General features: G+C 69.1%; 25 protein-coding genes. 17 read left to right on the top strand and 8 right to left on the bottom strand.

Annotation, left to right across the window (positions count from 1 at the left end; translation table 11 throughout):
* On the top strand, positions 1 to 1,146 hold the full coding sequence (gene hemW, locus JL108_RS00525; RefSeq protein WP_205196433.1) for a radical SAM family heme chaperone HemW: 1,146 nt from the start codon (positions 1 to 3) through the stop codon (positions 1,144 to 1,146).
* Positions 1,147 to 1,240: 94 nt separating this feature from the next.
* Here the strand turns inward: hemW and JL108_RS00520 are convergent, their stop codons facing one another.
* Both JL108_RS00520 and JL108_RS00515 read right to left on the bottom strand, forming a co-directional pair.
* Positions 1,241 to 2,083, bottom strand: coding sequence for a DUF3097 domain-containing protein (locus JL108_RS00520; RefSeq protein ID WP_205196432.1), 843 nt, complete (start codon positions 2,081 to 2,083; stop codon positions 1,241 to 1,243).
* The gene (locus tag JL108_RS00515; RefSeq protein ID WP_205196431.1) at positions 2,073 to 2,501 is read right to left on the bottom strand and encodes a hypothetical protein; all 429 of its coding nucleotides are present in this window, start codon (positions 2,499 to 2,501) and stop codon (positions 2,073 to 2,075) included. The genes JL108_RS00520 and JL108_RS00515 overlap by 11 nt, the downstream gene beginning before the upstream one ends.
* Positions 2,502 to 2,563: 62 nt before the next feature.
* Here JL108_RS00515 and hrcA point away from each other — a divergent pair, with 62 nt between their 5' ends.
* The 8 genes from hrcA (at position 2,564) to era (ending at position 9,536) form a co-directional block, all read left to right on the top strand.
* A complete protein-coding gene (hrcA, locus tag JL108_RS00510; protein ID WP_205196430.1) occupies positions 2,564 to 3,592 on the top strand; it encodes a heat-inducible transcriptional repressor HrcA in 1,029 nt (342 codons plus the stop codon).
* A 25-nt stretch (positions 3,593 to 3,617) separates the two neighbouring features.
* Positions 3,618 to 4,775: a molecular chaperone DnaJ gene (dnaJ, locus tag JL108_RS00505; protein ID WP_205196429.1), complete on the top strand. Its 1,158-nt coding sequence runs from the start codon at positions 3,618 to 3,620 to the stop codon at positions 4,773 to 4,775.
* A 172-nt stretch (positions 4,776 to 4,947) separates the two neighbouring features.
* On the top strand, positions 4,948 to 5,292 hold the full coding sequence (locus JL108_RS00500) for a histidine triad nucleotide-binding protein (protein WP_205196428.1): 345 nt from the start codon (positions 4,948 to 4,950) through the stop codon (positions 5,290 to 5,292).
* 189 nt (positions 5,293 to 5,481) lie between these two features.
* A complete protein-coding gene (locus JL108_RS00495) occupies positions 5,482 to 6,477 on the top strand; it encodes a PhoH family protein (protein WP_205196427.1) in 996 nt (331 codons plus the stop codon).
* Between the two features lie 14 nt (positions 6,478 to 6,491).
* The gene (gene ybeY / locus JL108_RS00490) at positions 6,492 to 6,974 is read left to right on the top strand and encodes an rRNA maturation RNase YbeY (RefSeq protein WP_205196426.1); all 483 of its coding nucleotides are present in this window, start codon (positions 6,492 to 6,494) and stop codon (positions 6,972 to 6,974) included.
* A 16-nt stretch (positions 6,975 to 6,990) separates the two neighbouring features.
* Positions 6,991 to 8,253 carry a hemolysin family protein gene (locus tag JL108_RS00485; protein ID WP_205196425.1) on the top strand — a complete coding sequence of 421 codons (1,263 nt, stop codon included), beginning with the start codon at positions 6,991 to 6,993 and terminating at the stop codon, positions 8,251 to 8,253.
* 31 nt (positions 8,254 to 8,284) lie between these two features.
* The gene (locus JL108_RS00480; protein WP_143913830.1) at positions 8,285 to 8,617 is read left to right on the top strand and encodes a cytidine deaminase; all 333 of its coding nucleotides are present in this window, start codon (positions 8,285 to 8,287) and stop codon (positions 8,615 to 8,617) included.
* A 1-nt stretch (position 8,618) separates the two neighbouring features.
* A complete protein-coding gene (gene era, locus JL108_RS00475) occupies positions 8,619 to 9,536 on the top strand; it encodes a GTPase Era (RefSeq protein ID WP_205196424.1) in 918 nt (305 codons plus the stop codon).
* Positions 9,537 to 9,649: 113 nt separating this feature from the next.
* On the opposite strand, the gene JL108_RS00470 is transcribed toward era, so the two are convergent.
* On the bottom strand, positions 9,650 to 10,666 hold the full coding sequence (locus tag JL108_RS00470) for a PHP domain-containing protein (RefSeq protein WP_205196423.1): 1,017 nt from the start codon (positions 10,664 to 10,666) through the stop codon (positions 9,650 to 9,652).
* A 52-nt stretch (positions 10,667 to 10,718) separates the two neighbouring features.
* Between JL108_RS00470 and JL108_RS00465 the strand changes: the two genes are divergently transcribed.
* Positions 10,719 to 11,000 carry an acylphosphatase gene (locus JL108_RS00465; RefSeq protein ID WP_240190443.1) on the top strand — a complete coding sequence of 94 codons (282 nt, stop codon included), beginning with the start codon at positions 10,719 to 10,721 and terminating at the stop codon, positions 10,998 to 11,000.
* A 79-nt stretch (positions 11,001 to 11,079) separates the two neighbouring features.
* On the opposite strand, the gene JL108_RS00460 is transcribed toward JL108_RS00465, so the two are convergent.
* Positions 11,080 to 11,529: a flavodoxin family protein gene (locus JL108_RS00460; protein ID WP_205196421.1), complete on the bottom strand. Its 450-nt coding sequence runs from the start codon at positions 11,527 to 11,529 to the stop codon at positions 11,080 to 11,082.
* A 74-nt stretch (positions 11,530 to 11,603) separates the two neighbouring features.
* Here JL108_RS00460 and JL108_RS00455 point away from each other — a divergent pair, with 74 nt between their 5' ends.
* From JL108_RS00455 to JL108_RS00445, 3 genes are read left to right on the top strand one after another with little or no spacing between them, the layout of a single operon-like run.
* Entirely contained in the window at positions 11,604 to 12,530 is a 927-nt protein-coding gene (locus JL108_RS00455; RefSeq protein ID WP_205196420.1) for a MoxR family ATPase, read from the top strand.
* Between the two features lie 4 nt (positions 12,531 to 12,534).
* A complete protein-coding gene (locus JL108_RS00450) occupies positions 12,535 to 13,686 on the top strand; it encodes a DUF58 domain-containing protein (RefSeq protein ID WP_205196419.1) in 1,152 nt (383 codons plus the stop codon).
* Positions 13,683 to 15,812 carry a DUF3488 and transglutaminase-like domain-containing protein gene (locus JL108_RS00445; RefSeq protein ID WP_205196418.1) on the top strand — a complete coding sequence of 710 codons (2,130 nt, stop codon included), beginning with the start codon at positions 13,683 to 13,685 and terminating at the stop codon, positions 15,810 to 15,812. The genes JL108_RS00450 and JL108_RS00445 overlap by 4 nt, the downstream gene beginning before the upstream one ends.
* A 12-nt stretch (positions 15,813 to 15,824) precedes the next feature.
* On the opposite strand, the gene JL108_RS00440 is transcribed toward JL108_RS00445, so the two are convergent.
* A complete protein-coding gene (locus JL108_RS00440) occupies positions 15,825 to 16,754 on the bottom strand; it encodes a glutathione S-transferase C-terminal domain-containing protein (protein ID WP_205196476.1) in 930 nt (309 codons plus the stop codon).
* 135 nt (positions 16,755 to 16,889) lie between these two features.
* Here JL108_RS00440 and JL108_RS00435 point away from each other — a divergent pair, with 135 nt between their 5' ends.
* The 4 genes from JL108_RS00435 to JL108_RS00420 all read left to right on the top strand — a co-directional run bounded on the left by JL108_RS00435 (position 16,890) and on the right by JL108_RS00420 (position 22,152).
* Positions 16,890 to 17,450: a PepSY domain-containing protein gene (locus JL108_RS00435; protein WP_205196417.1), complete on the top strand. Its 561-nt coding sequence runs from the start codon at positions 16,890 to 16,892 to the stop codon at positions 17,448 to 17,450.
* A gap of 48 nt (positions 17,451 to 17,498) precedes the next feature.
* On the top strand, positions 17,499 to 18,782 hold the full coding sequence (locus JL108_RS00430; RefSeq protein ID WP_205196416.1) for a serpin family protein: 1,284 nt from the start codon (positions 17,499 to 17,501) through the stop codon (positions 18,780 to 18,782).
* A gap of 434 nt (positions 18,783 to 19,216) precedes the next feature.
* Positions 19,217 to 20,911, top strand: a complete 1,695-nt coding sequence (gene leuA, locus JL108_RS00425) for a 2-isopropylmalate synthase (protein WP_143913883.1) — start codon at positions 19,217 to 19,219, stop codon at positions 20,909 to 20,911.
* A 161-nt stretch (positions 20,912 to 21,072) separates the two neighbouring features.
* Complete coding sequence (locus tag JL108_RS00420) at positions 21,073 to 22,152, top strand: saccharopine dehydrogenase family protein (protein ID WP_205196415.1); 1,080 nt, start codon at positions 21,073 to 21,075, stop codon at positions 22,150 to 22,152.
* Positions 22,153 to 22,157: 5 nt separating this feature from the next.
* Here JL108_RS00420 and JL108_RS00415 read toward each other — a convergent pair whose 3' ends face one another.
* The 3 genes from JL108_RS00415 to JL108_RS00405 form a co-directional block, all read right to left on the bottom strand.
* Positions 22,158 to 23,126: a quinone oxidoreductase gene (locus JL108_RS00415; RefSeq protein WP_205196414.1), complete on the bottom strand. Its 969-nt coding sequence runs from the start codon at positions 23,124 to 23,126 to the stop codon at positions 22,158 to 22,160.
* Positions 23,127 to 23,278: 152 nt separating this feature from the next.
* Positions 23,279 to 23,995, bottom strand: coding sequence for a GPP34 family phosphoprotein (locus JL108_RS00410; RefSeq protein ID WP_205196413.1), 717 nt, complete (start codon positions 23,993 to 23,995; stop codon positions 23,279 to 23,281).
* Positions 23,996 to 24,018: 23 nt separating this feature from the next.
* The gene (locus tag JL108_RS00405; RefSeq protein WP_205196412.1) at positions 24,019 to 24,417 is read right to left on the bottom strand and encodes a phage holin family protein; all 399 of its coding nucleotides are present in this window, start codon (positions 24,415 to 24,417) and stop codon (positions 24,019 to 24,021) included.
* Positions 24,418 to 24,429 lie beyond the last annotated feature (12 nt).

The raw sequence follows: 24,429 nt of genomic DNA, 5'->3' as shown, positions 1-24,429 counted from the left end.
GTGACCGCCGAAGGAGCGACCGCCAGGGAGTGGGGTCGCTCCTTCGGCTTGTATCTGCACGTGCCGTTCTGCGATGTGCGCTGCGGTTACTGCGATTTCAACACCTACACGTCCGATGAGCTGGGGGAGGGCGCTACCCGCGCGCAGTACGCCGACTCGGCGCTCCGGGAGATCGACCTGGCCGCCCGGACGACCGGCCCGCGCGAGGTGGACACGGTCTTCGTCGGCGGTGGCACGCCGACCCAGCTCGCCTCGGCCGAGCTCGTGCGGATGCTGCGGGGGATCGACGACGCCTGGGGCCTGGCCCCGGATGCGGAGGTCACCACCGAGGCCAATCCCGACAGCGTCACGCCCGCATCCCTGGCGGAGTTGCTTGAGGGCGGTTTCACCCGGATCTCCTTCGGCATGCAGTCCGCTGCCCCGCATGTCCTCGCGATGCTCGACCGCACGCACGACCCGGCCAATGTGCCGCGGGCGGTGCGATGGGCGCGCGAGGCCGGCTTCGAGCAGGTGAGCCTCGATCTCATCTACGGCACGCCCACCGAGTCGATCCAGGACTGGCGGCGCAGCGTGGAGGAAGCGCTGTCGATGGAGCCCGACCATGTCAGCGCCTATGCGCTCATCGTCGAGGACGGCACGGCCTTCGCCCGCAAGGTGCGTCGTGGCGAGGTGACGATGCCCGATGACGACGAGACCGCCGACAAGTATCTGCTCGCCGACGACCTCTTCGAGCAGGCGGGTCTCGGCTGGTACGAGTTGTCGAACTGGGCACGCGACGACGACGCCCGGTGCCGCCACAACCTCGGCTACTGGTATTCCGGCGACTGGTGGGGCATCGGCCCCGGCGCGCATTCGCATCTCGACGGCGAGCGGTGGTGGAATATCAAGCATCCGGCGGCCTACGCGCAGCGGCTCGCGTCCGGCGGATCGCCGCGGGCCGACGGCGAGACCCTCGACGAGGACATCCGCGCACTCGAGGACGTCATGCTGCGCATCCGGTTGCGTGAGGGCATCGAAACGAGGGCGTTGGCGGGAGACCCCGCTCCGATGATCGCCGAGGGTCTGCTGACGGCGCAGGACGATCGCGTCGTGCTCACCCGCGAGGGTCGCCTCCTGGCCGACCACGTCGTCCGCCGACTCACCTGATGCACCGCATCCCAGTTGTGGCCAGTTGTGGCCCGTTTTCGGATCGGAGAACGGGCCACAACTGGCCACATCTGGGAGGTACGGTCCTGGCGTCTCAGTCGGTAGGCAGCGTGGCGAAGTCGATCAGTTCCTCGACGCGGCCGAGGAAGGCCGGTTCGAGGTCGGTGTAGCTGTCGACCCGGCTCAGGATGTGCTTCCACGCGCGAGCGATATCCGCCTGGTCCTGGTGCGGCCAGCCGAAGGAGGCGCAGATGCCCTTCTTCCACTCGACCGAGCGGGGGATGGTCGGCCATGTCTCGATCCCGAGCCGTTCGGGCTTGACCGCCTGCCAGACGTCCACATACGGGTGCCCGACGACGAGGACATGCGGCTGTCCCGAGAGCTGCTCGGCGATGCGCGATTCCTTCGAGCCCGGGACCAGGTGGTCCACCAGTACGCCGAGGCGGCGCTCGTTCGTCGGCGCGAAATCGCGCACGATCGCCGGCAGATCGTCGATGCCACCGAGATACTCCACGGCCACACCCTCGGCCCGCAGGTCGTCTCCCCAGACCTTCTCGACGAGCTCGGCATCGTGACGTCCCTCGACGTAGATACGACTCGGCAGCGCGACCTTGGCACGGGTGTCGACCGCGATCCGCGAGCCGGAGGCGGTGCGGGTCGCCTTCTGCGGCGCGGCGCGGACCGGGGCCACGAGCACGACGGGCTTGCCCTCGAGGAGGAAGCCCGGGCCGAGCGGGAAGGTGCGGCGCGTGAGGTGGCGGTTCTCGAGCTCGACCGTGCCGAGATCGCGTTCGACCTTCATGATCTCGCCGACGAAGCCGCTGGTGGCCTCTTCGACCACGAGTCCCAGGTCGGCCGGCTGCTCGGTGGAGCGCCCACGCGGGGGCTTGCGCCAGTCCCCGCCGAGCACATCGGAACCGTAGCGGTCAAAGGTCATGGACGACCTCCAGCAGTCGTTGGTGGAAGGACTCGATCTCGTCCTTGGAGCCGCTGTCGAGGGTGGAGTCGGCGATGAGGCCCAGGGCGAGGTCGACCGCGGCCGGCCAGCTGTCGGGGACATCGGCAGAGGGGGCCTCGGGCGCGATGAGGGCGCCGAGCGCGACCCGCGGTGGTTCGCCGGGGAGCGTCACGACCATGACGAGCTCGCCGCCCGCCGGGCCGTCGCCGAGATAGGAGACCTCCACGAAGGCGTCGCCGACCTGCGCGGACCACACCCCGACCAGCGAGCCGCCGCGAGACTCGTGCGCGATCCGCTGCCCGTCCGGTGTCGTCACGGCATAGGGGGTGTAGGTCAGCACGTCATCGCCGGAGGTGACCGTGATCGCTCCGTCGGGCCGTATGTTGAGCTCGGTCATCTGGCTAGACTGGCACTTGACCATCGAGAGTGCCAGCGCGACACGGGGAGGTGACCGCGATCATGTCGGAGGAACGCCGGCTGGACGTGCTCCGCGCCATCGTGGAGGACTATGTCGCGACCCAGGAACCGGTGGGGTCGCGCGCGCTGGTCGACCGGCACCATCTCGGCGTCTCGCCGGCCACTATCCGCAACGACATGGCCGCCTTGGAGGACGAGGGGTACATCACCCAGCCGCACACCAGCGCGGGTCGCATCCCGACCGACAAGGGTTACCGGATGTTCGTGGACCGGCTGGCGACGGTCAAGGCGATGTCGCCGGCCGAGCGCCGCGCCATCGAGACCTTCCTGGCCGAGGCCCTGGACGTCGACGATGTGGTGCGCCGCAGCGTCAAGGTGCTGGCGCAGCTGACCAATCAGGTCGCGATCGTCCAGTACCCCTCCCTGACGCGCTCGACGGTGCGTCACGTCGAGGTCGTCGCGCTGGACGGCGCGCGGGTGCTGCTGGTGGTCATCACCAGCAGCGGACGCGTCGAGCAGCGCATCGTGGAGCTGGTGGAGACACCGAGCGAGGACCTCCTGTCGGATCTGCGCGGACGGCTGGTGCGCGCCACGGTCGGCCAGCGCCTGCCGGAGGCGGCGTTGCGGCTGGCGGAGCTGATCGACGGGGTCGATCCGCGTGACCGCCCGATCGTGACGAGTATCGTGACGACGCTGAGCCACACGCTGTCGGGGGAGCGCTCCGAGGAGCGCATCGCCGTCGGCGGCACGGCGAATCTGGCGCGTTTCGGTGCCGACTTCGACACCGCGATCCGTCCGGTGCTCGAGGCGTTGGAGGAACAGGTCGTCCTGTTGAAGCTGCTCGGCGAGGCGACCCGCGGCCCGGGTGACGCGGCACAGGTGCGCATCGGGATGGAGACCGGGCACGACGGCCTGTCCGGTACGGCGGTGGTCTCGTCGGGTTATGGGTCCGATGCGGAGATCCTGGCGCGGCTCGGTACCGTCGGACCTACGCGCATGGACTATCCGGGCACGATGGCCGCCGTGTCGGCCGTGGCCCGTTACGTCGGACGAATCCTCGCGGACGGTTGATCCCGCGATCGGGTGAGAGAAGGACATGGCACAGGACTACTACGCACTGCTGGGTGTCTCGCGTGATGCGAGCGCCGAGGAGCTGAAGAAGGCTTATCGCAAGGCCGCGCGGCGGCTGCATCCGGACGTCAACGACGCTCCGGATGCCGCCGAGCAGTTCAAAGAGGTCTCGCTGGCCTATGAGGTCCTCGCGGATCCGGACAAGCGAGCCGTCTACGACCGTGGCGGCGATCCGCTCTCCAGCGGCGGCATGGGCGGCGGCTTCGGCCAGGGTGGCTTCAACTTCGACGACATCATGGACGCCTTCTTCGGCCAGGGCGGCGCGAGCCGCGGGCCCAAGTCGCGGGTCCAGCGCGGATCCGACGCGTTGCTGCGCGTGGTGGTCACGCTTCCCGAGGCCGCCTTCGGCGTGACCCGCGAGCTCAAGGTCGACACCGCGATCGTCTGTCTGCTGTGCAACGGGTCTGGGGCGAGCGAAGGCTCCGAGCCCGTCACCTGCGGCACCTGTCACGGACACGGCGAGGTGCAGTCGGTGCAGCGTTCGCTGCTCGGTGATATCCGTACGGCTCGGCCGTGCCCCACCTGCCGTGGTTTCGGCACGATCATTCCCGACCCGTGCTCGGAGTGCGGGGGCGACGGACGCGTCCGGGCTCGTCGCACGATCTCGGTCAACATCCCCGGGGGCGTCGACGACGGCAACCGCATCCAGCTCGCCGGGGAGGGCGAGGTCGGCACGGGCGGCGGCCCTGCGGGCGATCTCTACGTCGAGGTTCGCGTGCAGCGGCACGAGGTGTTCACCCGCCAGGGGGATCAGCTCGCGTGTCAGATCGCCGTTCCCATGACGGCCGCCGCGCTGGGCACCCGCATCGAGATCCCGACCCTGGAGTCCGAGCGTCCCGATCTCGGGGACGTGCCGGCCACGGTCCCGATCGACATCCCCTCGGGGACGCAGTCGGGCGAGACGGTCACGGTGCGCGATCAGGGGGTCCAGCGGCTGCGCGGCAGTGGACGTGGGGACCTGACGGTGCAGGTGATCGTCGAGACCCCGAACGACCTCGACGATCGCCAGCGTGAGCTGCTCGCCGAGCTCGCCTCGCTGCGCGAGGAGGAGCGCCCCGAACCGGTGGTCGGTCACTCGCATCGTCACGGCGTCTTCGGCCGCATCCGCGACGCCTTCAAGTGACCTGGCCTGGACCCCTCCCGTGGGCGGTGAGTAGGCGTCCTTTTCCGCTCAGGAGCGGTGGGGGGGGGTGGGGGGGGGGTGGGGGGGGGGGGGGGGGGCCGCCCCCCCCCCCCCCCGCCGCGGGGGCGATGGAGTAGTCGGCGGAGGGTCGCGGCCACCCTAGACTGACCGTATGGCTGCTGACTGCGTGTTCTGCAAGATCGTCGACGGACAGATCCCGGCCGAGGTGATCGCCGAGTCCGAGCACACCATCGCCTTCCGGGACATCAGCCCCAAGGCGCCGGTGCACGTGCTGGTCATCCCACGTGAGCACGAGCCCGATATCGCGAGCCTCGCCGAGGCCTCGCCGCTGGTGGCCGCCGAGCTCCTCGCGCAGTCGCGGGCCATCGCCAGTCAAGAGGGGTACGAGGACTACAACCTGGTCTTCAACACCGGCGCGAATGCCGGCCAGACGGTCTTCCACGCGCACGCGCATGTGCTCGCCGGGGTCGACGTCTCCAAGCTCTTCCTCGCCTGAGCGCGACGGTGGCGGTAGATCGTCAACCTTTCGTCCCCGTCGGCGGTAGATCGTCAACCCCATCGGCCGCGGATAAGGTTGATGGTCTACCGCCACCGTCGAGGTGACGTTGATGAGATACCGCTACCTCGGGACGTGGGACTCTGTAGCGAGACGCCTGTCGGCGCGACAGCGTAGACTGGCACCTGTATGACTGATGACATCAAGGCTCGCCACGTGTTCACCGTGCCGTCGAGCGTTCCCGCCGTGGCCCTGTTCGGCCCGGCCGATGAGTTCCTGAGACTGGTCGAGGATTCCTTCGATGCCCGCGTCCACGCCCGCGGCAATGAGATCACCGTCGAGGGCGACCCCGCCGAGGCGGCGCTCGTCGAGCGCCTGCTCGATGAGCTCGTCACGATCCTGCGCACCGGCCAGGCTTTGAGCCGCGAGACGGTCGAGCGCAGCATCTCGATGCTGCGTACCGAGACCCAGGAGCGGCCCGCCGAGGTGCTGAGCCTCAACATCCTCTCCAGCCGCGGCCGCACGATCCGTCCCAAGACCCTCAATCAGAAGCGCTATGTCGATGCGATCGACAAGCACACCATCGTCTTCGGTATCGGCCCGGCCGGCACCGGCAAGACCTACCTGGCGATGGCCAAGGCCGTGCAGGCGCTGCAGGCCAAGGAGGTCACGCGGATCATCCTCACGCGCCCGGCCGTCGAGGCGGGGGAGCGGCTCGGGTACCTGCCCGGCACGCTGAGCGAGAAGATCGACCCGTACCTGCGTCCGCTCTACGACGCCCTGCACGACATGCTCGACCCGGAATCGATCCCCAAGCTGCTCACCAGCGGCGTCATCGAGGTGGCCCCGCTCGCGTACATGCGCGGCAGGAGCCTGAACGACGCCTTCATCATCCTCGACGAGGCGCAGAACACCACCGCCGAGCAGATGAAGATGTTCCTGACCCGCCTCGGCTTCGGTTCCAAGATGGTCGTCACCGGCGATGTCACCCAGGTCGACCTCCCCGGTGGTGCCACCAGCGGCCTCCGGATCGTCGAGAACATCCTGGGCGATGTGCGCGACATCCACTTCTCCCGGTTGACCAGCAACGACGTCGTCCGGCACAAGCTCGTCGGGCGCATCGTCGCCGCCTACGACCAGTACGACGCGGGGCGGCGCGACGATGCCGGCCGCGAGCGTGCCTGAGCGGGTGGGTGACGGTGAGCGTTGACGTCCTCGACGAGTCCGGCGAGGGCGTCGACGTCCTCGATCTCACCCGGCTGTGTCGCTTCGTGCTCCGCCGGATGCGGCTGCACCCGCAGACCGAGATGACCATGCGACTGGTGGATGCCGACACCATCGCCACGCTCAATGAGCAGTGGATGGGCAAGAAGGGCCCTACGGATGTGCTCTCCTTCCCGATGGACGAGCTGACCCCGGGCCGCGAGGAACCCGATGAGGACGACGATCCGGGGTATCTGGGCGACATCGCCCTCTGCCCGCAGATCGCAGCACAGCAGGCCCCGGCCGCCGGACACGACCGAGACGACGAGATTGCCCTGCTCACGGTGCACGGCATGCTGCACCTCATGGGTTACGACCACGCGACCCCCGAGGAGCATGCCGAGATGTTCGGCATCCAGGGACGTCTCCTCGTGGAGTGGCACGAAGCCGCCGCCGGACAGGACCCGGACGCACCGTGAACGACCGGGTGACGAGATGGGGGTGACGACCCCGCTGGTGCTGGCGGTGGTGCTCGCGGTGCTGGCCGGCATCCTGGTGAGCATCGATGCCGCCATCTCCTCCTTTTCACGGGCCCGCGCCGAGGAACTGGCCGAGTCCGGCAGCGCCGGCGCCAAGAGGCTCGGCACGATCCTGGAGGATCCGGCGCCCTATCTGAACACGGTCCTCCTCTTGCGCATCCTGGCCGAGACCGCGAGCATCGTGCTCGTCGCGGCGGTGGTCGCCGACCATGTCGAGGGACTGTGGACCAATGTGCTCATCGCCATCGCCATCATGACGGTGGTGAGCTTCGTCGTCATCGGCGTCGGTCCTCGCACGATCGGCAAGCAGCACGCCGAGCGCATCGCGGTCGCCTCCGCCTTCGGCGTCGTCGTGCTGACCGCCCTGCTGGGGCCGATCCCCAAGCTCCTGATCCTCATCGGCAATGCGCTGACCCCTGGCAAAGGGTTCAGCGAGGGACCGTTCGCGTCCGAGGTCGAGGTGCGCGAGCTGGTCGATCTCGCCGCCCGCAGCTCGGTCATCGAGACCGACGAGTCGCGGATGATCCAGTCGGTCTTCGAGCTCGGCGACACCATCGTGCGCGAGGTCATGGTGCCCCGCCCCGATCTGGTCTTCATCGAGCAGCACAAGACGCTGCGACAGGCGATGAGCCTCGCCCTGCGCAGCGGATACTCGCGCATCCCGGTGGTGGGGGAGAATCTCGACGATGTCGTGGGCATGGCCTATCTCAAGGACCTCACCAAGCGAGTCTTCGACAATCACGCGGCCGAGACCGCCGAGAAGGTCGACTCGATCTGCCGCCCGTGCCTCTTCGTCCCCGACACGAAGAAGGCCGACGACCTGCTGCGCGAGATGCAGGCCGATCGCACCCACGTGGCGGTCGTCGTCGACGAGTACGGCGGCACAGCCGGGATGGTCACGATCGAGGACATCCTCGAGGAGATCGTCGGTGAGATCACCGATGAGTACGATTCCGAGCCCGACGAACGCGAGCAGCTCGCCGACGGGTCCTGGCGGGTCAGCGCTCGGTTCGATGTCGACGACCTCGAGGAGCTCTTCGGCGTGCCCATCGAGGACGACGATGTCGACTCCGTCGGCGGCCTGATGGCCAAGCATCTGGGCAAGGTGCCGATCCCCGGCAGCGTCGTCGAGGTCGACGGGCTGAGGCTGGAGGCCCAGACGCCCGCCGGCCGCCGCAACCGAATCGGCCGGGTGCTCGTCTCCCGTCTCGGTGACTGAGGCGACGGGGACGTGCCGATACGCTGAGGGCATGGATCTGTCGGCTGAGGATGCCAAGCTCGTCACGCTCGCCCGCGCCACCCGTGCCCGGCTCGGAGTCGCCCAGGGCGCGGCGGTCCGCGATCTCGACGGACGCACCTACGCCGCCGCGACGATCGCGCTGGAATCGCTGACACTCTCGGCGCTGGACCTCGCTGTCGCGATGGCCGTCTCCTCGGGGGCCAAGGGGCTGGAGGCCGCGGCCGTCGTGACCGAGGGAGACGTGCCGATCCGCACCGAGACGGTGCGCGAGTTCGCGGGCTCCGGGACCTCGGTCGTGGTCGCTGGGCCGGATGGCACCGTCGACACCGTGCTGGAGGCCTGAGATGAGCGATTTCCATTCCGGCTTCGTGAGCTTCGTCGGCAGGCCCAATGCGGGCAAGTCGACCCTCACCAATGCGCTGGTGGGTGAGAAGGTCGCGATCACCTCGTCGCGTCCTCAGACCACCCGTCACGCCGTGCGCGGTCTCGTCCACCGACCCGACGGCCAGCTGATCCTCGTCGACACACCCGGCCTGCACCGGCCCCGCACGCTCCTGGGTGAGCGCCTCAACGACCTCGTCCGCTCCACCTGGTCCGAGGTCGACATCGTCGGCATGTGCTTCCCCTCGGACCAGCGGATCGGGCCGGGCGACCGGTACCTCATCGGAGAACTGGCGGCGCTGCGGTCCAAGCCGATGTTCGCGATCGCCACCAAGACCGACCTCGTCTCACCCGAGCGACTGGCCCAGCATCTCCAGTCGATCGCCACCGCCGGTCAGGAGGCCGGTGTCGAGTGGACCGAGATCGTGCCGGTCTCGGCGGTCAAGGGCGAACAGGTCGAGCTGCTCGCCGAGCTGCTGGTACGGGCGCTGCCCGAGGGGCCCGCGTTCTACCCCGAGGGCCAGCTCACCGATGAGCCGGAGGAGACGCTGGTCGCCGAGATCATCCGCGAAGCGGCCCTCGAAGGTGTCCATGACGAGCTCCCGCATTCGCTCGCGGTCGTGGTCGAGGAGATGGTCCCGCGCGAGGGACGTTCGGAGAACAAGCCGCTGCTCGATGTCCGCGTCAACGTCTATGTCGAGCGCGACAGCCAGAAGGGCATCATCATCGGCAAGAAGGGCGCCCGGTTGCACGAGATCGGCGTGACCTCCCGTGGCCAGATCGAGCGACTGCTCGGCACCCCGGTCTACCTCGACCTGCACGTCAAGGTGGCCAAGGACTGGCAACGTGACCCCAAGCAGCTGCGCAAGCTGGGCTTCTGACGCGGCCGCGACCCAGGCCTCCCCAGCGCGAAGCCGACGAAGGATGTGCCTTCCCGGTCGCGATAGCAACCACCGAAGCACATCTCGCGTGAACCCACCTGCCCGCTTCTGGCTCACTCCCTGCGCACCCAGGCGAGAAGGTCGTCCAGGGGCCAGGTGGTGACGATGCGCTCGGCCGGGACTCCGCAGGCCACCGCTCGCGCCGCGCCGTAGTCGAGGAAGTCCAGCTGACCCGGGGCATGGGCGTCGGAGTCGATCGAGAAGAGGCAGCCCGCATCGAGGGCGATCGCGATGAGATCGTCGGGAGGGTCCTGGCGCTCCGGTCGCGCGTTGATCTCCACGGCGACATCGTGCTCGGCACAGGCCTCGAAAACCGCCCGCGCGTCGAACTCCGAGGGCGGCCGGGTGCCTCGCCCGCCGGTGACGAGTCGTCCCGTGCAGTGGCCCAGGATCCGTGTCCGCGGATTCGACACGGCATTCAGCAGTCGCCGGGTCATGGCGGGTGCGCGCATCCGCAGCTGGGAATGCGCCGAGGCCACCACGACATCGAGGCGTTCGAGAAGGTCGTCCTCCTGGTCGAGGTCGCCGTCGTCGAGGATGTCGACCTCGATTCCGCTCAGCAGGGCCGTTCCCTCCGACCGTTCGCCGAGGTCCGCGACGATGCCGAGCTGATCGCGCAGACGCTCGGGGGAGAGCCCACGGGCGACCGTGAGCCGCGGCGAATGGTCGGTCAGCGCGATGTACTCCCGGCCGAGCCGGTTCGCGACGCGCAGCATCTCCTCGATGGGCGAGCCGCCGTCGGACCAGTCCGAATGCAGGTGCAGGTCACCGCGCAGCAGGGATCGGAGTGGCTCACCGCCGTCGGCGAGCGGTGCCGCACCCCGGTCTCGTAACTCCGTCAGATAGTCCGGGACCTCGCCCGCGATGACATCCTCCACGACGCCGACGGTGCGAGGACCGAGACCTTTGAGGCGTTTGAGACTGCCCTCGCGCGTCCGGCGCTCGACCTCGGCGGGCGAGAGCGAGGACAGCACGTCGGCGGCCGTGCGGAAGGCCTCCACGCGATAGGTGGACGCACGCTCTCGCTCGAGCCAGAAGGCGATCTCGCGGAGTATGTCAGCGGCGTCCATAGGCCGATGCTCCCACCTTGCGAGCGCTTCCGCCGCATGCCTTCATGGAGACATGCCCTCTCTGATCAGCCGTCATCTCGTCGTCCACGGTCGCGTCCAGGGGGTCTATTTCCGTGCCTCGTGCGAAGACGTGGCCCGCCGGCTCGGCCTCGCCGGATGGGTGCGCAATCGCGACGATGGCGCCGTCGAGCTCGTGGCCCAGGGGGAGGCCGATGCCGTCGAGGAACTCGTGCGCTGGTGTCACCAGGGGCCGCAGCAGGCATCGGTCACGTCGGTCGAGGTCAGCGAGGCCGAGGTCGACGACGGTCTCGGCGAGTTCAGCACCCGCTACTGAAGGTCACTCTTCCGCCGGCTCCGGAGTCGCGCCGAGTGGACCACTCGCGGACCCGCGAGGAGGTGCTCGGCCGCGCCGCTCACCCCATGAGCAGGGCGGCGAGGGTGCCGCCCAGTTCGGTCGCCTCGTCGAGATGAGGCTCGATGTCGCCGGTGAAGACGAGCGGCTCCGCTGCCAGCGACCACTGCAGTCCCGTCGTGATGGACTCCATCGCCCGCTCCGCTCCCGTCGTGTCGTAGCCGCCGCGGATCCAGAACGAGAACGGTCGCTTGGCTGTCGGCTCCCGGACGTCGTTGTAGACGGAGTCGAAGAAGTGCTTCAGCGCCCCGGAGATATAGCCGAGATTGGCGCTCGTGCCGAGAAGATAGCCGTCCGCGTCGAGCACGTCCTCGACCGTGGCGTCCAGTGCTTGGCGCTCGATGACCTCGACTCCCTCGATGGCCGGATCGCGGGCACCGCCGAGGACGGCATCGGTGAGCCGGAGCAGCGTGTCGGTGGGGGAGTGGTGGACCACGAGCAGACGGGACATGATCCGACGCTAACGCGGTGCTGGCGGAGGTGCGCGCGTCGGCGGCGGTTCCCGCCACCGCTTAGGATCGGAGCATGGACCTCGCTGCCGCCGCGATGTCGATCCACGCGAATGTCGAACGCGTCATCGATGGCAAGTCCGAAGCGATCGACACGGCCATCACGGTGCTGCTCGCCGAAGGTCACCTGCTGATCGAGGACGTTCCCGGCGTGGGAAAGACCGCCCTGGCGCGCGCCCTCGCCCGCTCGATCGACGGCACGGTCCACCGGGTGCAGTTCACCCCGGATCTCCTTCCTTCCGATATCACCGGCGTCTCGGTGTTCGACCAGGCCAGGGCAGCGTTCGAGTTCCGTCCCGGAGCCGTCTTCGCCAATATCGTGATCGGCGACGAGATCAACCGGGCGTCCCCCAAGACGCAGTCGGCCCTGCTCGAGGCGATGAGCGAGCGTCAGGTCTCCGTCGACGGCACGACGTACCCGCTGGCGCCCCCGTTCATGGTGGTGGCGACCCAGAACCCGGTGGAGATGGAGGGCACCTATGCGCTGCCGGAGGCGCAAAGGGACCGTTTCATGGCCCGGATCTCGATGGGATATCCCGACGCGACCGCCGAGCTGGCGATGATCCACGGCCACGATCGGGTGGAGCCGGTCGAGGAGCTGGAATCGGTGGTCCCGCTCGCGGACTTCACGGCGATGATCGGCGAGGCTCGTGCGGTGCACGTCTCGGACGCGGTGGGGCGCTATGTGGTCGCGATCAGCACCGCGACACGTGAGCACCCCCGGATCTATCTCGGGGCGAGTCCCCGCGCCACCTTACAGCTCGTCAGGGCCGCGAAGGCACGGGCGGCGATGGCCGGGCGGGAGTTCGTGCTGCCCGATGACATCGACATCCTCGCGGAGGCCGTGCTCGCGCACCGGCTCATCGTCGACCGCGGCGCACCCGCTGCGGCGACCCTGGTGCGGGAGATCGTCGCGGCGACCGCCGTCCCTCAAGGAAGCTGACCCGGTGGCCTGGTCGCGATGGCCGACCCCGACGGCCCGGGGCGCGGTCTCACTCGCCGCGGCGGTCGGCTGCGCGGTGAGTGCCTTCTGGTGGGGTGTCCCGGTGCTGTTGAGCGTCACCGGCCTCCTGGTGACCGTGGTGGTCCTGGCGCATGTCGCGGTCGCCGTCAGCCATCCTCGATGGGAGGTGCGCCGCAGCGTCGTGCCTCACGTCGCGGAGCCGGGTGAGCCGGTGGACGTCCGGTTCAGCCTGATGAGCACCCGGCGCAGCGCGCTCGATGTCGCGGAATGGTGGGAAGACGCGAGCGGCGGTGGACACAGCGGCTCCTTCGTCGCTCGCGGAGCCGGCACCAGCGCACCCCACGGACACTATGAGGTCCGGCTCTCGCAGCGCGGTCGCCATCTCCTCGGGCCCACGAGCGTGCGCGTGACCGATCCGTTCGCCCTCGCCACCCGCTGGACGCAGCTCGAGGGCGAGAACACCGTCATCGTGCTCCCGCACCGTTACCCGCTCGACGGGCGGGTCGAAGCGCTGACGGGAGCACAGGATCGCGAGGACTCCGCCCTGCGGCTGCGCCCCTCGGGCACCGGGGACGCGGATGTGCTCGCGCGACCGTACCGGACCGGCGACGCCGTGAAGCGCCTGCACTGGAAGGCCACGGCCCACCGGGGCACGCTGATGGTGCGTCACGATCAACAGCAGTCGCAACGCCAGGTGCACGTGGTGGTGGACCTACGCGGTGACTCCGCTCGCGACCTCGACTGGCGCGTGTCGGCGGCAGCCTCGGTCCTCCAGCATCTGCATCACGAGGACATCGACCTGCACCTGTCGGCGGGCTGGTACGAACAGCCGGTGGGGCGCGACGACGCGCTGCGCCCCGCGCTGGTCGACCTGGCTCTCGCGGAACCGCAACCGCACGGCCCATCCCTCGATCCTCATGCGCCGATGATCGTGGTCGCGGGACGGATCGATGCCTCATTCGCGCGCGAGTGGCTGACCACCCGTCGCCGCCCGGCCTACGCGATGCTGCACGATGCCAGCGATGCGGAGGCGCTGACGCTGCTGCGAGAGGATGCCTGGCGGATCGTGACCTATCGCGATCGCGACGATGTCGGACGCGCGTGGAGCCGGCTCGGCGAAGGTCCCGGTCGATGAGGGCCGAGCGTTCTTCCTTCTTCGGTGTCCTCGGTCTCGTCGGCGTCCTGCTTGGGCTGCGCGTCGTGCTCCTGGGCGCCTGGTGGTGGCGAGTCGTGCTGGTGGTGGCGGTCGTCTACGTCGTCGCGGCGGCGGTGCGACGCGTGCGTCCCCTGGCGGCTCCGTTCGCGGCGGTGGCAGCCCTCGCTCTCATGGTGGTCTGGGTCTTCCTGCCCACCACGACCGTCGTGGGCGTGCCGACAGGTGCCACCTGGAGCGCCGTCGGCGATCAGCTGAGTCTTGCGATCGCGGTGGTCGCGGAGGAGCAGGCTCCTCTCGCGCCACCGGAGGCGCTGGTGATGTTCATCGCCCTCGGCTTCGGCCTGGTGGCTCTGGTGGTCGACGACCTCCTCTCGCGACCCGTCCCCGGGGCGGCGGTCGGGTGCGGGATCCTGTACGCCGGGGGCCTGGCGGCGGCATCCCTGATCGTCGGGGTCACACCCGATCCGCTCGCGGTCGCGGTCACCGCGGCCGGTTGGCTCGGCGTGATCGTGAGCCGGGGCGGTGTGCCGACACCGGCTCGTGGGGCGCTCGCCGCCGGCATCGGAGCGGTGGCGGTCATCGCGGCCCTGTTGACGCCGTCCCTCGCGGCTCCCGGCCTCGAACCCACGGTCACCTCCTGGGGACGGCCCCCCGCGGACGTGTTCGGTCGCGGCATCAACCCCATGCTGCGGCTGGGGGAGAACCTGCGCCGCGGCGAGTCGGTGGAGGTGGCCCGGTCGATCACCACCGCCGACGATCCGCCGTATCTCAAGGTCGCGACCCTCATCGACGTCGACGGCGAGACCTGGCGACAGGTCGGTGACGGTGCCGGCCTGCCCACCGAGGAGCCGCTCGGCGACATCGGTCCCGACATTCCCACGAGCACCGAGGAGATCCGGGTCGAGATCGGCGACCTGGACACCACGATGCTGCCGGTTCCGTACCGTTTCGACGAGCTGCGAGGACTGGCCGGAGCCTGGGCGCGGCACCCGGTCGGCGGAACCGTGCGGTCGCGCGGCGACACCACACGCGATCTGACCTATGCCGCGTCCTATGTGGAGATCGAGCCCGATGCCGAGCAGATGCGCGGACGTTCCACCTCGATGGCGCCGGGGGTATTCCGGCGATACACGGAGTTACCGGCCGGCACCCCGGCGGAGATCGGCGGCGTCGCGCGCGAGCAGACCGCCGGTCTCACCAATTCCTATGACCGCATCGTGGCTCTCCAGGACTGGCTGCGCGGTAGCTTCTCGTACTCCGAATCCGCTCCGGTGGCCGAGGGGTACGACGGCAATGGGCTGGATGTCGTCGCCCGTTTCCTCACCGAGGAGCAGTCGGGCTACTGCGTGCACTTCGCCTCGGCCCTCGCCGCGATGGCGAGGTCGCTGAACATCCCGGCGCGTATCGCGGTCGGTTACGCGCCGGGCCGGCCCGCGGGGCGCACCGCCGACGGGGACCAGGTCTACTCGACGCGCTCGGACATGCTGCATGCCTGGACCGAGGTGTGGTTCGACGGTGTCGGCTGGGTGACCTTCGATGCGACGCCGGGAGTGGGATCGCCGACGGAGTTCGACGAGCCCCGGATCGAACCGGGCACGACCGCACCCGATGTCAACGTGCCGGACGGGCCGACGGCGGCTCCCACCGCGGGTCCTGACTCCGCACGCCCCGATGCGGATCAGACGACGGAACAGGGCGCGGGCCGGCAGTCAGTAGGGGGGCTCGGCGTCGCGCTCGCCGTGCTTCTGGGCGCGCTCGGTCTGGCTCCCGCGCTGGTGAGGCAGGTGCGCCGCTCGATGCGCTGGAGGAGGACGCGGGTCGAGCCCTGGTGGCGTGAGCTCACCGACACCGCCACCGATCTGGGGATCTCGGTCCCGCCCAATGCCACGGCTCGGGGACAGGCCGAAGCGCTCGCTCCTGCCGCCGGGCCGGAGGTGCGCGAGGTCGTCGCGCTACTGGAACGTGAACGCTACGCCGCCTCGGCTCCCGGCGTCGACGAGCAGAGCCGCCGGACGGCTCGCAGCGCTGAGCGCCGGCTCAGGGCGTCGTCCTCGCGCCGGCACCGGCTGGTCGCCCGTGTGTTCCCCCGCTCGCTCTGGCGGTGATCCCCGTGGGCGTCAGCCGCGGCCGTGCGGCTCCAGCCAGACGGCCGGGTCCGGGCCGAGCGGCACGATCTGCGTCGGGTTGATATCCGTGTGCACGACGTAGTAGTGCTTCTTGATCTGCTCGAAGTCGATCGAGTCGCCGAAGGCGGGGATCGAGTAGAGATCGCGGGCGTAGCCCCAGAGATTCGGCATCTCGGTGAGCTTCTGCCGATTGCACTTGAAGTGCCCGTGGTAGACCGCATCGAAGCGGGCGAGGGTCGTGAACAGCCGGACGTCGGCCTCGGTGATCGCGTCGCCCATCAGGTAGCGGCGGGTGGACAGCCGATCCTCGAGCCAGTCCAGCGCGGTCCACAGCCGCTCATAGGCGTCGTCGTACGCCTCCTGAGATCCGGCGAAACCGCAGCGGTAGACGCCGTTGTTGACCTCGGTGAACACCCGCTTCATGACATCTTCCATCTCGTCACGGACCTCGGCCGGCCAGAGGTCGGGAGCGTCCGGACGATGGTGTTCGCGCCACTCGAAGAAGAAGTCGTGGGTGATCCACGGGAAGTCGTTGGTCACGACGCCGCCGGAGGCGATCTCGACGATCGCGGGGACGGTGATGCCGCGCGGGTAGTCGGGGTACCGCGCGAAATAGGCCTGCTGGAGCCGCTCGATGCCCAGCACCGGGTCGACTCCTCCCGGATCCAGGTCGAAGGTCCAGCTGCGCTTGTCGTGTGTCGGGCCGGCCAGGCCGAGGCTGATGACGTCCTCCAGCCCGAGCAGTGAGCGCACGATGATGGCGCGATTGGCCCACGGACACGCCTTCGCGGCGATCAGCCGGTACCGTCCCGGCTCGACGGGCCACCGCGGCGCATCGGAGGGGCTGGCCTTCCCCGTGCCCGCGCGGTCGTCGACCGGCTCACCGCCGCGGGCGGTGATGCGATCGGGGATGTAGTCCATGTCGCGGTCGAACGCCTCGCCGGCGGTGACGTAGGAGCCGGCGGTCGACTGTTCGGGGTCTGAAGAGCTCACCTCTTCAGTCTGCCGCACGCGGTCGAGCTGCGTCCGATGACGACGGATGCGAGGCTGGCCGGTATGAGGAAGCGGATGCTGGCGGTCGGAGCGGCGGCGGTGGTGTTCGCCGCTGTCGGCGCGGGATGCAGCGACGACGACGAGACGAGTGCCGGCCCGGCCGCGGCCACCACCGATCTGGCGACCGCCGATCTCGCACTCTCGTGGCAGGACGCGGTGACGCTTGCCCAGGACTCCTTCGACGGCGAGCTGGCGTCCATCGAGCTCGACGAAGGTCACGAGGGTCTGGTCTACACGATCGAGCTGGTCTCCGCGGACGAAGAGTATGAGGCGGTCATCGGGGCGGACGATGAGCGGGTGATCGCCGAGGAGACCGAGCGAATCGACGACGATGACCGCGCCGAGAAGGCGGCCGAGACGGTCGCCGTGGACGACGTGGTGGAGCTCGACGAGGCGATGCGGACGGCGCTCGCCGAGTACGACGGCCAGGTCGTGGAGTGGAAGCTCGAGGGCACCTCGCGAGGTCCGCAGTACCAGTTCGACATCCGCGCCGACGGCGACACAGAGGATGTGGAAGTGAGCGTCGACGCGATCACCGGCGACCTGATCGGCCGCGACGACTGAGGTTCGGCGAGCGTTGACCCTATGGTCGGCGCCGCATAACGTGAACGAGTGTCCTTCATTGCCCGGAGTCGTGCGATCGGGCTCGTCGCCCTGGTGGCTGTGTTGTCGGTGGTCGGCGTGAGCGCCTGCGGCCCGTCGTCACCGGAGCCCTCTCGGAGTGAACAGCGCGGCGATGTCGACTATCGGCCGGTCTCCCTGTCGCAGGCAGCGGCGACGCAGGAGGTGGTGGAGGCCACGACGGACCTCGGCAACGACCTTCTCGCGGGTGCCGGTGGCGACAACCGGGTGGTGTCCGCGGCGTCGGTCGCCCTCGTGTTCGCCATCGTCGCGGAGGGAGCGCGGGGGCCTGCCGCCGACGCGCTCGACGAGTTCCTCGGGGCGGGCGGCACGGACCGCCGCGACGCCTTCAGTGCCTTGCAGGCCGCGATCGCCGAGTACGACGGCGACCCGTCCGTGGTCCAGGACGACGAGCTGCCGGAGCGTCCACTGCTGCATCTAGCCACCGGCATCGTCGAGGCGGAGGGCCACGAGGTCGAGTCGGACTTCCTGGACGTCATCACTGAGTACTTCGATGCAGGTGTGGCCACCGCCGACTTCGCCGATGCGAACGCGAAGGCCGTGCTGGACGCCTGGGTCCAGGAGCACACCGGCGGGCTGATCGAGGAGTCGGCCATCGAGCCGGACGCCGACACGGTCTTCGTGCTGCAGAACGCGGTCCTGCTGGCGGCGCGCTGGCAGAGCCCCTTCGCGAAGTCGGCGACGACGGACGAGCCTTTCACCGACTCCTCGGGTGATCAGCATCGGGTCGAGACGATGCATCAGAGCCTCCAGGCCGCGTACACCGATGAGCCGGGCGGTCAGGCCGTCCGGCTGCCCTACACCGAGGGCTTCGCGATGGACGTGCTCCTTCCCGAGGAGGGCACGGCCCCTGAGGATCTGACGACGCAGGACTGGGCCGCCTACGACGGGGCGCTGCGTGCGGAGCCGGAGACGACGGTGGACCTGGCGCTGCCCAAGGTCGACATCGACTCGTCGGCTTCCCTGGTGGAGCCGCTGCGGCGACTCGGCCTGGCGCCTGTGCTCGCCGGCGACGACCTCAGCGGTATCGCCGGGGGCGTGTCCATCGACGAGGTCGCGCAGCAGGCGCTGCTGCGCATCGATGAGGAGGGGACGGTGGCCGCGGCCGTCACCGAGATCGCCGGGCTGACATCGGCGCCCGCCGTCACCGATGAGGTGACCATGATCGTCGATCGGCCCTTCGCGCTGAGGATCGTCCACGTCGACACCGGCTGGCCGCTCTTCCAAGCCGTCGTCAACGACCCGCGGGGTTGAGGGACCGGATGATGTCGTGAGCGGTGACGTACGCACCCCTCGCAAGGGCGGGCGGTGAGATAGGCACCTTTCGCGGCAGTCGAGACGTGCGTAACCCACCGCCCGACGGAGCGAGAGGTGCGTAACCCACCGCCCGACGGAGCGAGAGGTGCGTAACCCACCGCCCGACGGAGCGAGAGGTGCGTAACCCACCGCCCCTGGCGTCATCATCAGGTCCCTGACCGGTCGAATGCCATTGCGACGGAAAGCCGTCCGTGCAGGCCTGATATGCTGAGCACGTTATGCGCTACGCGAACCTGCTCCTTCGCTGCCGCGTCGAGGTCCACTAGGTCGGACACCTCGCCGCGGAGTTCGTCGTGACCGGCCGCCTGACGAACCCACCCGAGGAGCCCGCAGTGAAGAACAACCCCGTCTCTCCCCAGCAGACGTCGCCGATGCCGTTCGACCGGTACCGCGCCTTCCCCCCGATCGACATCCCCGATCGCACCTGGCCGAGCAAGACCATCACCTCCGCCCCGCGCTGGCTGTCGACCGATCTGCGCGACGGCAACCAGGCACTCATCGATCCGATGACCCCCGCCCGCAAGCGACGCATGTTCGACCTGCTGCTGCGCATGGGGTACAAGGAGATCGAGGTCGGCTTCCCCGCCGCGAGCGACACCGACTTCCAGTTCGTGCGCGACCTGATCGAGCAGGACCTGATTCCCGATGACGTCACGATCTCGGTTCTGACCCAAGCGCGCGAGGACCTGATCGAGCGCACCACGCAGTCGCTGACCGGCGCCAAGCGTGCCAACATCCATCTCTACAACGCGGTGGCGCCGCTGTTCCGCAAGGTGGTCTTCAACGCCTCGCGCGACGAGATCCGCGCGATCGCCACCCGCGGCACCGAGATGGTCATGAAGTACGCCGAGCAGAATATGAACGACACCGCCTTCGGCTACCAGTACAGCCCGGAGATCTTCACCAGCACCGAGCTCGACTTCTCCGTCGAGGTCTGCGATGCCGTCATGGACGTCTGGCAGCCCGAAGCTGGGCGCGAGATCATCCTCAACCTGCCCGCGACGGTCGAGATGGCCACCCCCAATACCTATGCCGATCAGATCGAGTGGTTCGGCCGGCACGTCAAGAACCGCGAGCACGTCGCCATCAGTCTGCACCCGCACAACGATCGCGGCACGGCGGTGGCGGCGACGGAGCTGGCGATGATGGCCGGGGCCGACCGCGTCGAGGGCTGCCTGTTCGGGCACGGCGAGCGGACCGGCAATGTCGATCTGGTGACGCTGGGCATGAACTTGTTCAGCCAGGGGATCGACCCGCAGATCGACTTCAGCGATATCGACGAGATCCGCCGCACGGTCGAGTACTGCACGAATCTGCCGGTGCACCCGCGTCATCCGTACGCCGGAGACCTGGTCTACACGGCCTTCAGCGGATCGCACCAGGACGCCATCAAGAAGGGCTTGGAGCACCTGGACCGGGTCGCCGCCGAGCAGGGCGTCGATGTGCGCGAGGTGGACTGGGAGGCGCCGTATCTGCCGATCGATCCGCACGATGTCGGCCGCACCTACGAGGCGGTCATCCGGGTCAACAGCCAGTCCGGCAAGGGCGGCGTTGCCTACATCCTGCGGGCCGAGCATCAGCTCGAGCTGCCCCGTCGCCTGCAGATCGAGTTCAGCCGCGTCATCCAGGGCATGAGCGAGGGTGAGGCCGGTGAGATCGATGCCGACCAGATCTGGCAGGCCTTCCAGCGCGAGTACCTCGAGGTCGAGGAGCCCTACTCCTTGGCGGGGCTGTCGTCGACGACGAGCGCCGACGGGCGCGACGAGCAGATCGTGGACCTGATCGTGCGGGGCGAGCATCGTTCCTTCAAGGGCGAGGGCAACGGTCCGGTCGACGCCTTCGTCGACGGGATGCGTCAGGCCGGGGCGGAGATCCGTGTGCTCGACTACAGCGAGCACGCGCTGTCCTCGGGCGGCGACGCGTTGGCCGCCGCCTATGTCGAGTGCGAGATCGCCGGCGAGGTGGTGTGGGGCGTGGGCATCCATCCGAGCATCGTCACGGCATCATTGCGCGCCGTGGTCTGTGCCGCCAATCGCGCCGCCGGGGTCACCATCCCGCGCGACTGACGCTCCCGCCGGGGCGGTGCGTGAGCGTCCATTCGCACCCGGTGAGCGGTGGGTGAGCGTCCATTCGGCACGTCCGGATGGACGCCTACCCACCGCTCACGTGCACCACGCCCACTGACCGGGGACTGGACCGTCTGGACGGTTTAGTGAATGCTGTGGCCATGGTCACACGATCGATCGAGACGGTAGCGGTGATCGGGCTGGGCAAAGTCGGCGAGCTCGTCGCGTCGCTGTTGGTGCGGGCCGGCTTCGAGGTCATCGGCTTCGACGCGGTCGAGCGTCCGTGCGCCGATTTCGAGACGCGGCTCCTGGATGTCGTCGACGGACAGGCGATCCGTTCTGGACTGAGCGATGTCGACGCTGTCGTCGCCTGCCTGCCGTACCACCTGAACATCGCCGTGGCGGAGGCCGCCTACCATGCCGGCGTCCACTACTTCGATCTCACCGAGGACGTCCCCACCACGGAACGCGTGGTCGAGCTGTCGGCCGCCAGGCCGGAGTCGGTCTTCGTGCCGCAGTGCGGGCTGGCGCCCGGCCTCATCGGCATCGTCGGCGCATCCGTCGCCGCGACTTTCACCACGACCCGCAGCATCGAGCTGAAGGTCGGCGCGCTGCCTCAGAACCCCACCGGACTGCTCGGCTACGCCTTCAACTGGTCCGCGGAGGGAGTCGTCAACGAGTACCTGAACGACTGCGAGGTGTTGCGTGGTGGCCGTCGGCAGATGGTCCCGGCGCTGGCTGAGAAGGAGCGCGTCGTCATCGGCGGGATCGAGCTGGAGGCGGCGCTCACCTCCGGGGGACTCGGGACGATGTGCCGAACCTACGAAGGACATGTGCAGCGGCTCGACTACAAGACGCTGCGCTACCCGGGGCACTTCCGGCAGATGCACTTCCTCTTCGATGAGCTGAACCTGCGCGACGACCGCGCCCTCATCGGCCGGATCCTCCTCGATGCCAAACCACCGGTCAACGACGACATCGTCTACCTGCACGTGGCCGTCGAGGGCGTGAAGGACGGTCAGCCGTTCCGCGAGAACTTCGTCCGGGGCTATCTGCCGATGGACATCGACGGACGCCGGTGGCGCGCCATCAGCTGGACGACGGCAGCATCGGCCGTCGGAGTCGTGGAGCTGGTGGCCGAGGGCGTCCTGCCGCACACGGGATGCGTCCATCAAGAGGACATCCGGCTCTCCGACCTGCTGGCGACGCGCTCAGGAGCGTTGTTCGCGGCGGCATCCTGACCGGATCAGATCGTGAGCATGACTTTGCCGGTGGTGCGGCGAGCCTCCAGGTCCTCGTGCGCTCGCGCGGCGTCGCGCATCGGGTAGGCGGCACCGACGCGCACGTCGATCTCGCCGGCGGCGACCGCCGCGAAGAGGTCGGCGGCGCGCCAGTCGAGCTCGGCGCGATCGGCGATGAAATCGTTGAGGGCGGGCCGGGTCAGCACCAGCGAGCCCTTGGCATTGAGCGTCTGTGGGTCGACGGGAGGCACCGGACCGCTCGCGGCACCGAACAGCACCATCGTCCCGCGGGTGCGCACGGCGTCGAGGGAGCGGTCGAAGGTGTCTCGGCCGACGCCGTCGTAGACGACGCGGGCGCCGAGGCCGTCGGTCAGCTCGCGGACCCGCTCGTCGAATCGGTCGTAACCGACGATCACCTCCTGGGCTCCGGCCTCGCGTGAGAGACGGGCCTTCTGCGATGTCGAGACCGTGGTAAGCACCCGGACGCCCCGGTGGCTCAGCATCTGGGTCAGCAGCAGCCCGACACCACCGGCACCGGCGTGGAGGAGCGCGGTGTCGCCCGCATCGAGCTGGACGATGGAATGCGTCAGGAAGTGCGCGGTCATGCCCTGGAGCAGCACGGCCGCCGCCTGCTGGTCGTCGACATCGTCCGGGACACGGACGGCCAGGCTGGCGGGCACGACGACATGCTCGGCGTAGCCGCCGTCGCCCATCGCCCAGGCGACACGATCGCCGGGAGCGAATCCGGTGACTCCGTCGCCGACGGCGGCGACCTGTCCCGCCCCCTCCTTGCCCGGAGTGAAGGGAAGCGGCGCGCGATAGGTTCCCGTCCGCAGATAGGTGTCGATGAAGTTGACGCCTGCGGCGCCCACCTCGACGAGGAGCTCACCCGGCCCCGGCTCGGGCCGCGGGACCTCGCGCCATTGCATGACCTCGGGGCCGCCGGTCTCCTCGATGACGATCGCGTGGCTCATGCCGCCAGACTAGCGACGAACCATCCACCTCACCCACCCTCGAGGCGCCGCCCGGCGGGGGCGGTAGCTGGTCAACCCTACGTCCGTCCTCGAGGTAGGGCATCAACCTCATGGCACCCCGATTCGGTTGCTCCTCTACCGCCACACGGGGCTCACTTGGGGATCGCGGCGTCGGCGATGCCGAACATCGCCGTGGTCTTCACGATCTGCTGCGGCAACTCGATCGCACGCAGCGTGGTCAGGGCGATCCAATCGTCCTTGGCCAGCTCCATCCCGCGTCTCTTGGCCCGCTCCTTGAGCTCGCGTCTCGCCAGGCCGCCCTTGGGAGCGGCCGCGGGGGAGTCAAGCACGATGTCGAGCAGAGGCCCGGTATCGCCGTCCCCGACGGCCAGCAGCGCGGCGAGGCGCCGGATCGTCTCGTCGGGCTCCCCACCATCGACCAGCGTCGCGCGGAGACGTCCGAGCAGATCGTCGCGATGGCGCGGGTCGAGCACCGGGTAGCGCTTGCCGAACATCCCGGATCTCTGGAGCGGTCCGAGCACTCCCTCGGTCACCAGACCGCCGTAGATCCCGTCGCGCAGCTTGGTACCGCCACCGAGCCTGAGCACCGCGTTGCGGGGCCACTGCTCGGGATGGTTCCGCACCCGCGCGAGGCCGTACTCCAGCGATGGTTCGGCGACCGGGGACGGATCCAGCACCACGACTCGCGACTTTCGTCCCTCGCCGGTCCGCCCGAGCCGTCCTCGATCGACGAGGTCGTGCAGGGCCGCACCGCCGAGGACCTTGTAGCCGTGATCCCTGACCCGAATGATCGACTCTCCGGTGTCGGGTCGCGTCATGATCGAGACGATGTCGGCGAGAACGGTCATATCGGCAGGCTATCGGGACGCCGCTACTCCTCCTGCGGATCCCGAGCGGCCTCGACACCGAGGGCGACGAGCAGCCGGGGGAGCGCGATGGCGGCGATCGAGGAGACGATCCACACGACGAGAGCGCCCCATGCCCAGGCGGACAGTCCCGAGATCCACAGTGCACGACCGAACCAGGAGGCGATGACCAGCGCGATGACCGTGGCGCCGAGGCCGGTGAGTCCGACCAGGTAGCGTGCACGCTCCGCCGCGACTCGGCTCAACCACGGCGTGACGAGTCCTTGGACGATGGCGTAGATGACGACGGTGGTCACGAATCCGAAGACACGTACCCGGAACCCGTCGACAGCGACGGCGGCCGCGAGCAGTCCGAGGGCCGCCGAACCGAGGTAGACGCCGATCATCACCGCGAGTCTGGCCATGGCGACATCGTA

Source organism: Aeromicrobium sp. YIM 150415 (assembly GCF_016918125.1).
GTDB lineage: Bacteria > Actinomycetota > Actinomycetes > Propionibacteriales > Nocardioidaceae > Aeromicrobium > Aeromicrobium piscarium.
The sequence above is the reverse complement of the archived record's forward strand: the minus strand, read 5'-3'. Positions and strand labels throughout refer to the sequence as shown.

Bases quoted from the DNA above. Each gene is read 5' to 3' on its own strand.
- JL108_RS00520 (WP_205196432.1), bottom strand. From the start codon at position 2,083: ATGACCTTTGACCGCTACGGTTCCGATGTGCTCGGCGGGGACTGGCGC.
- JL108_RS00515 (WP_205196431.1), bottom strand. From the start codon at position 2,501: ATGACCGAGCTCAACATACGGCCCGACGGAGCGATCACGGTCACCTCC.
- hrcA (WP_205196430.1), top strand. From the start codon at position 2,564: ATGTCGGAGGAACGCCGGCTGGACGTGCTCCGCGCCATCGTGGAGGAC.
- dnaJ (WP_205196429.1), top strand. From the start codon at position 3,618: ATGGCACAGGACTACTACGCACTGCTGGGTGTCTCGCGTGATGCGAGC.
- JL108_RS00500 (WP_205196428.1), top strand. From the start codon at position 4,948: ATGGCTGCTGACTGCGTGTTCTGCAAGATCGTCGACGGACAGATCCCG.
- JL108_RS00495 (WP_205196427.1), top strand. From the start codon at position 5,482: ATGACTGATGACATCAAGGCTCGCCACGTGTTCACCGTGCCGTCGAGC.
- JL108_RS00485 (WP_205196425.1), top strand. From the start codon at position 6,991: ATGGGGGTGACGACCCCGCTGGTGCTGGCGGTGGTGCTCGCGGTGCTG.
- JL108_RS00480 (WP_143913830.1), top strand. From the start codon at position 8,285: ATGGATCTGTCGGCTGAGGATGCCAAGCTCGTCACGCTCGCCCGCGCC.
- era (WP_205196424.1), top strand. From the start codon at position 8,619: ATGAGCGATTTCCATTCCGGCTTCGTGAGCTTCGTCGGCAGGCCCAAT.
- JL108_RS00470 (WP_205196423.1), bottom strand. From the start codon at position 10,666: ATGGACGCCGCTGACATACTCCGCGAGATCGCCTTCTGGCTCGAGCGA.
- JL108_RS00465 (WP_240190443.1), top strand. From the start codon at position 10,719: ATGCCCTCTCTGATCAGCCGTCATCTCGTCGTCCACGGTCGCGTCCAG.
- JL108_RS00460 (WP_205196421.1), bottom strand. From the start codon at position 11,529: ATGTCCCGTCTGCTCGTGGTCCACCACTCCCCCACCGACACGCTGCTC.
- JL108_RS00455 (WP_205196420.1), top strand. From the start codon at position 11,604: ATGGACCTCGCTGCCGCCGCGATGTCGATCCACGCGAATGTCGAACGC.
- JL108_RS00445 (WP_205196418.1), top strand. From the start codon at position 13,683: ATGAGGGCCGAGCGTTCTTCCTTCTTCGGTGTCCTCGGTCTCGTCGGC.
- JL108_RS00440 (WP_205196476.1), bottom strand. From the start codon at position 16,754: ATGGACTACATCCCCGATCGCATCACCGCCCGCGGCGGTGAGCCGGTC.
- JL108_RS00435 (WP_205196417.1), top strand. From the start codon at position 16,890: ATGAGGAAGCGGATGCTGGCGGTCGGAGCGGCGGCGGTGGTGTTCGCC.
- leuA (WP_143913883.1), top strand. From the start codon at position 19,217: ATGCCGTTCGACCGGTACCGCGCCTTCCCCCCGATCGACATCCCCGAT.
- JL108_RS00420 (WP_205196415.1), top strand. From the start codon at position 21,073: ATGGTCACACGATCGATCGAGACGGTAGCGGTGATCGGGCTGGGCAAA.
- JL108_RS00415 (WP_205196414.1), bottom strand. From the start codon at position 23,126: ATGAGCCACGCGATCGTCATCGAGGAGACCGGCGGCCCCGAGGTCATG.
- JL108_RS00410 (WP_205196413.1), bottom strand. From the start codon at position 23,995: ATGACCGTTCTCGCCGACATCGTCTCGATCATGACGCGACCCGACACC.
- JL108_RS00405 (WP_205196412.1), bottom strand. From the start codon at position 24,417: ATGGCCAGACTCGCGGTGATGATCGGCGTCTACCTCGGTTCGGCGGCC.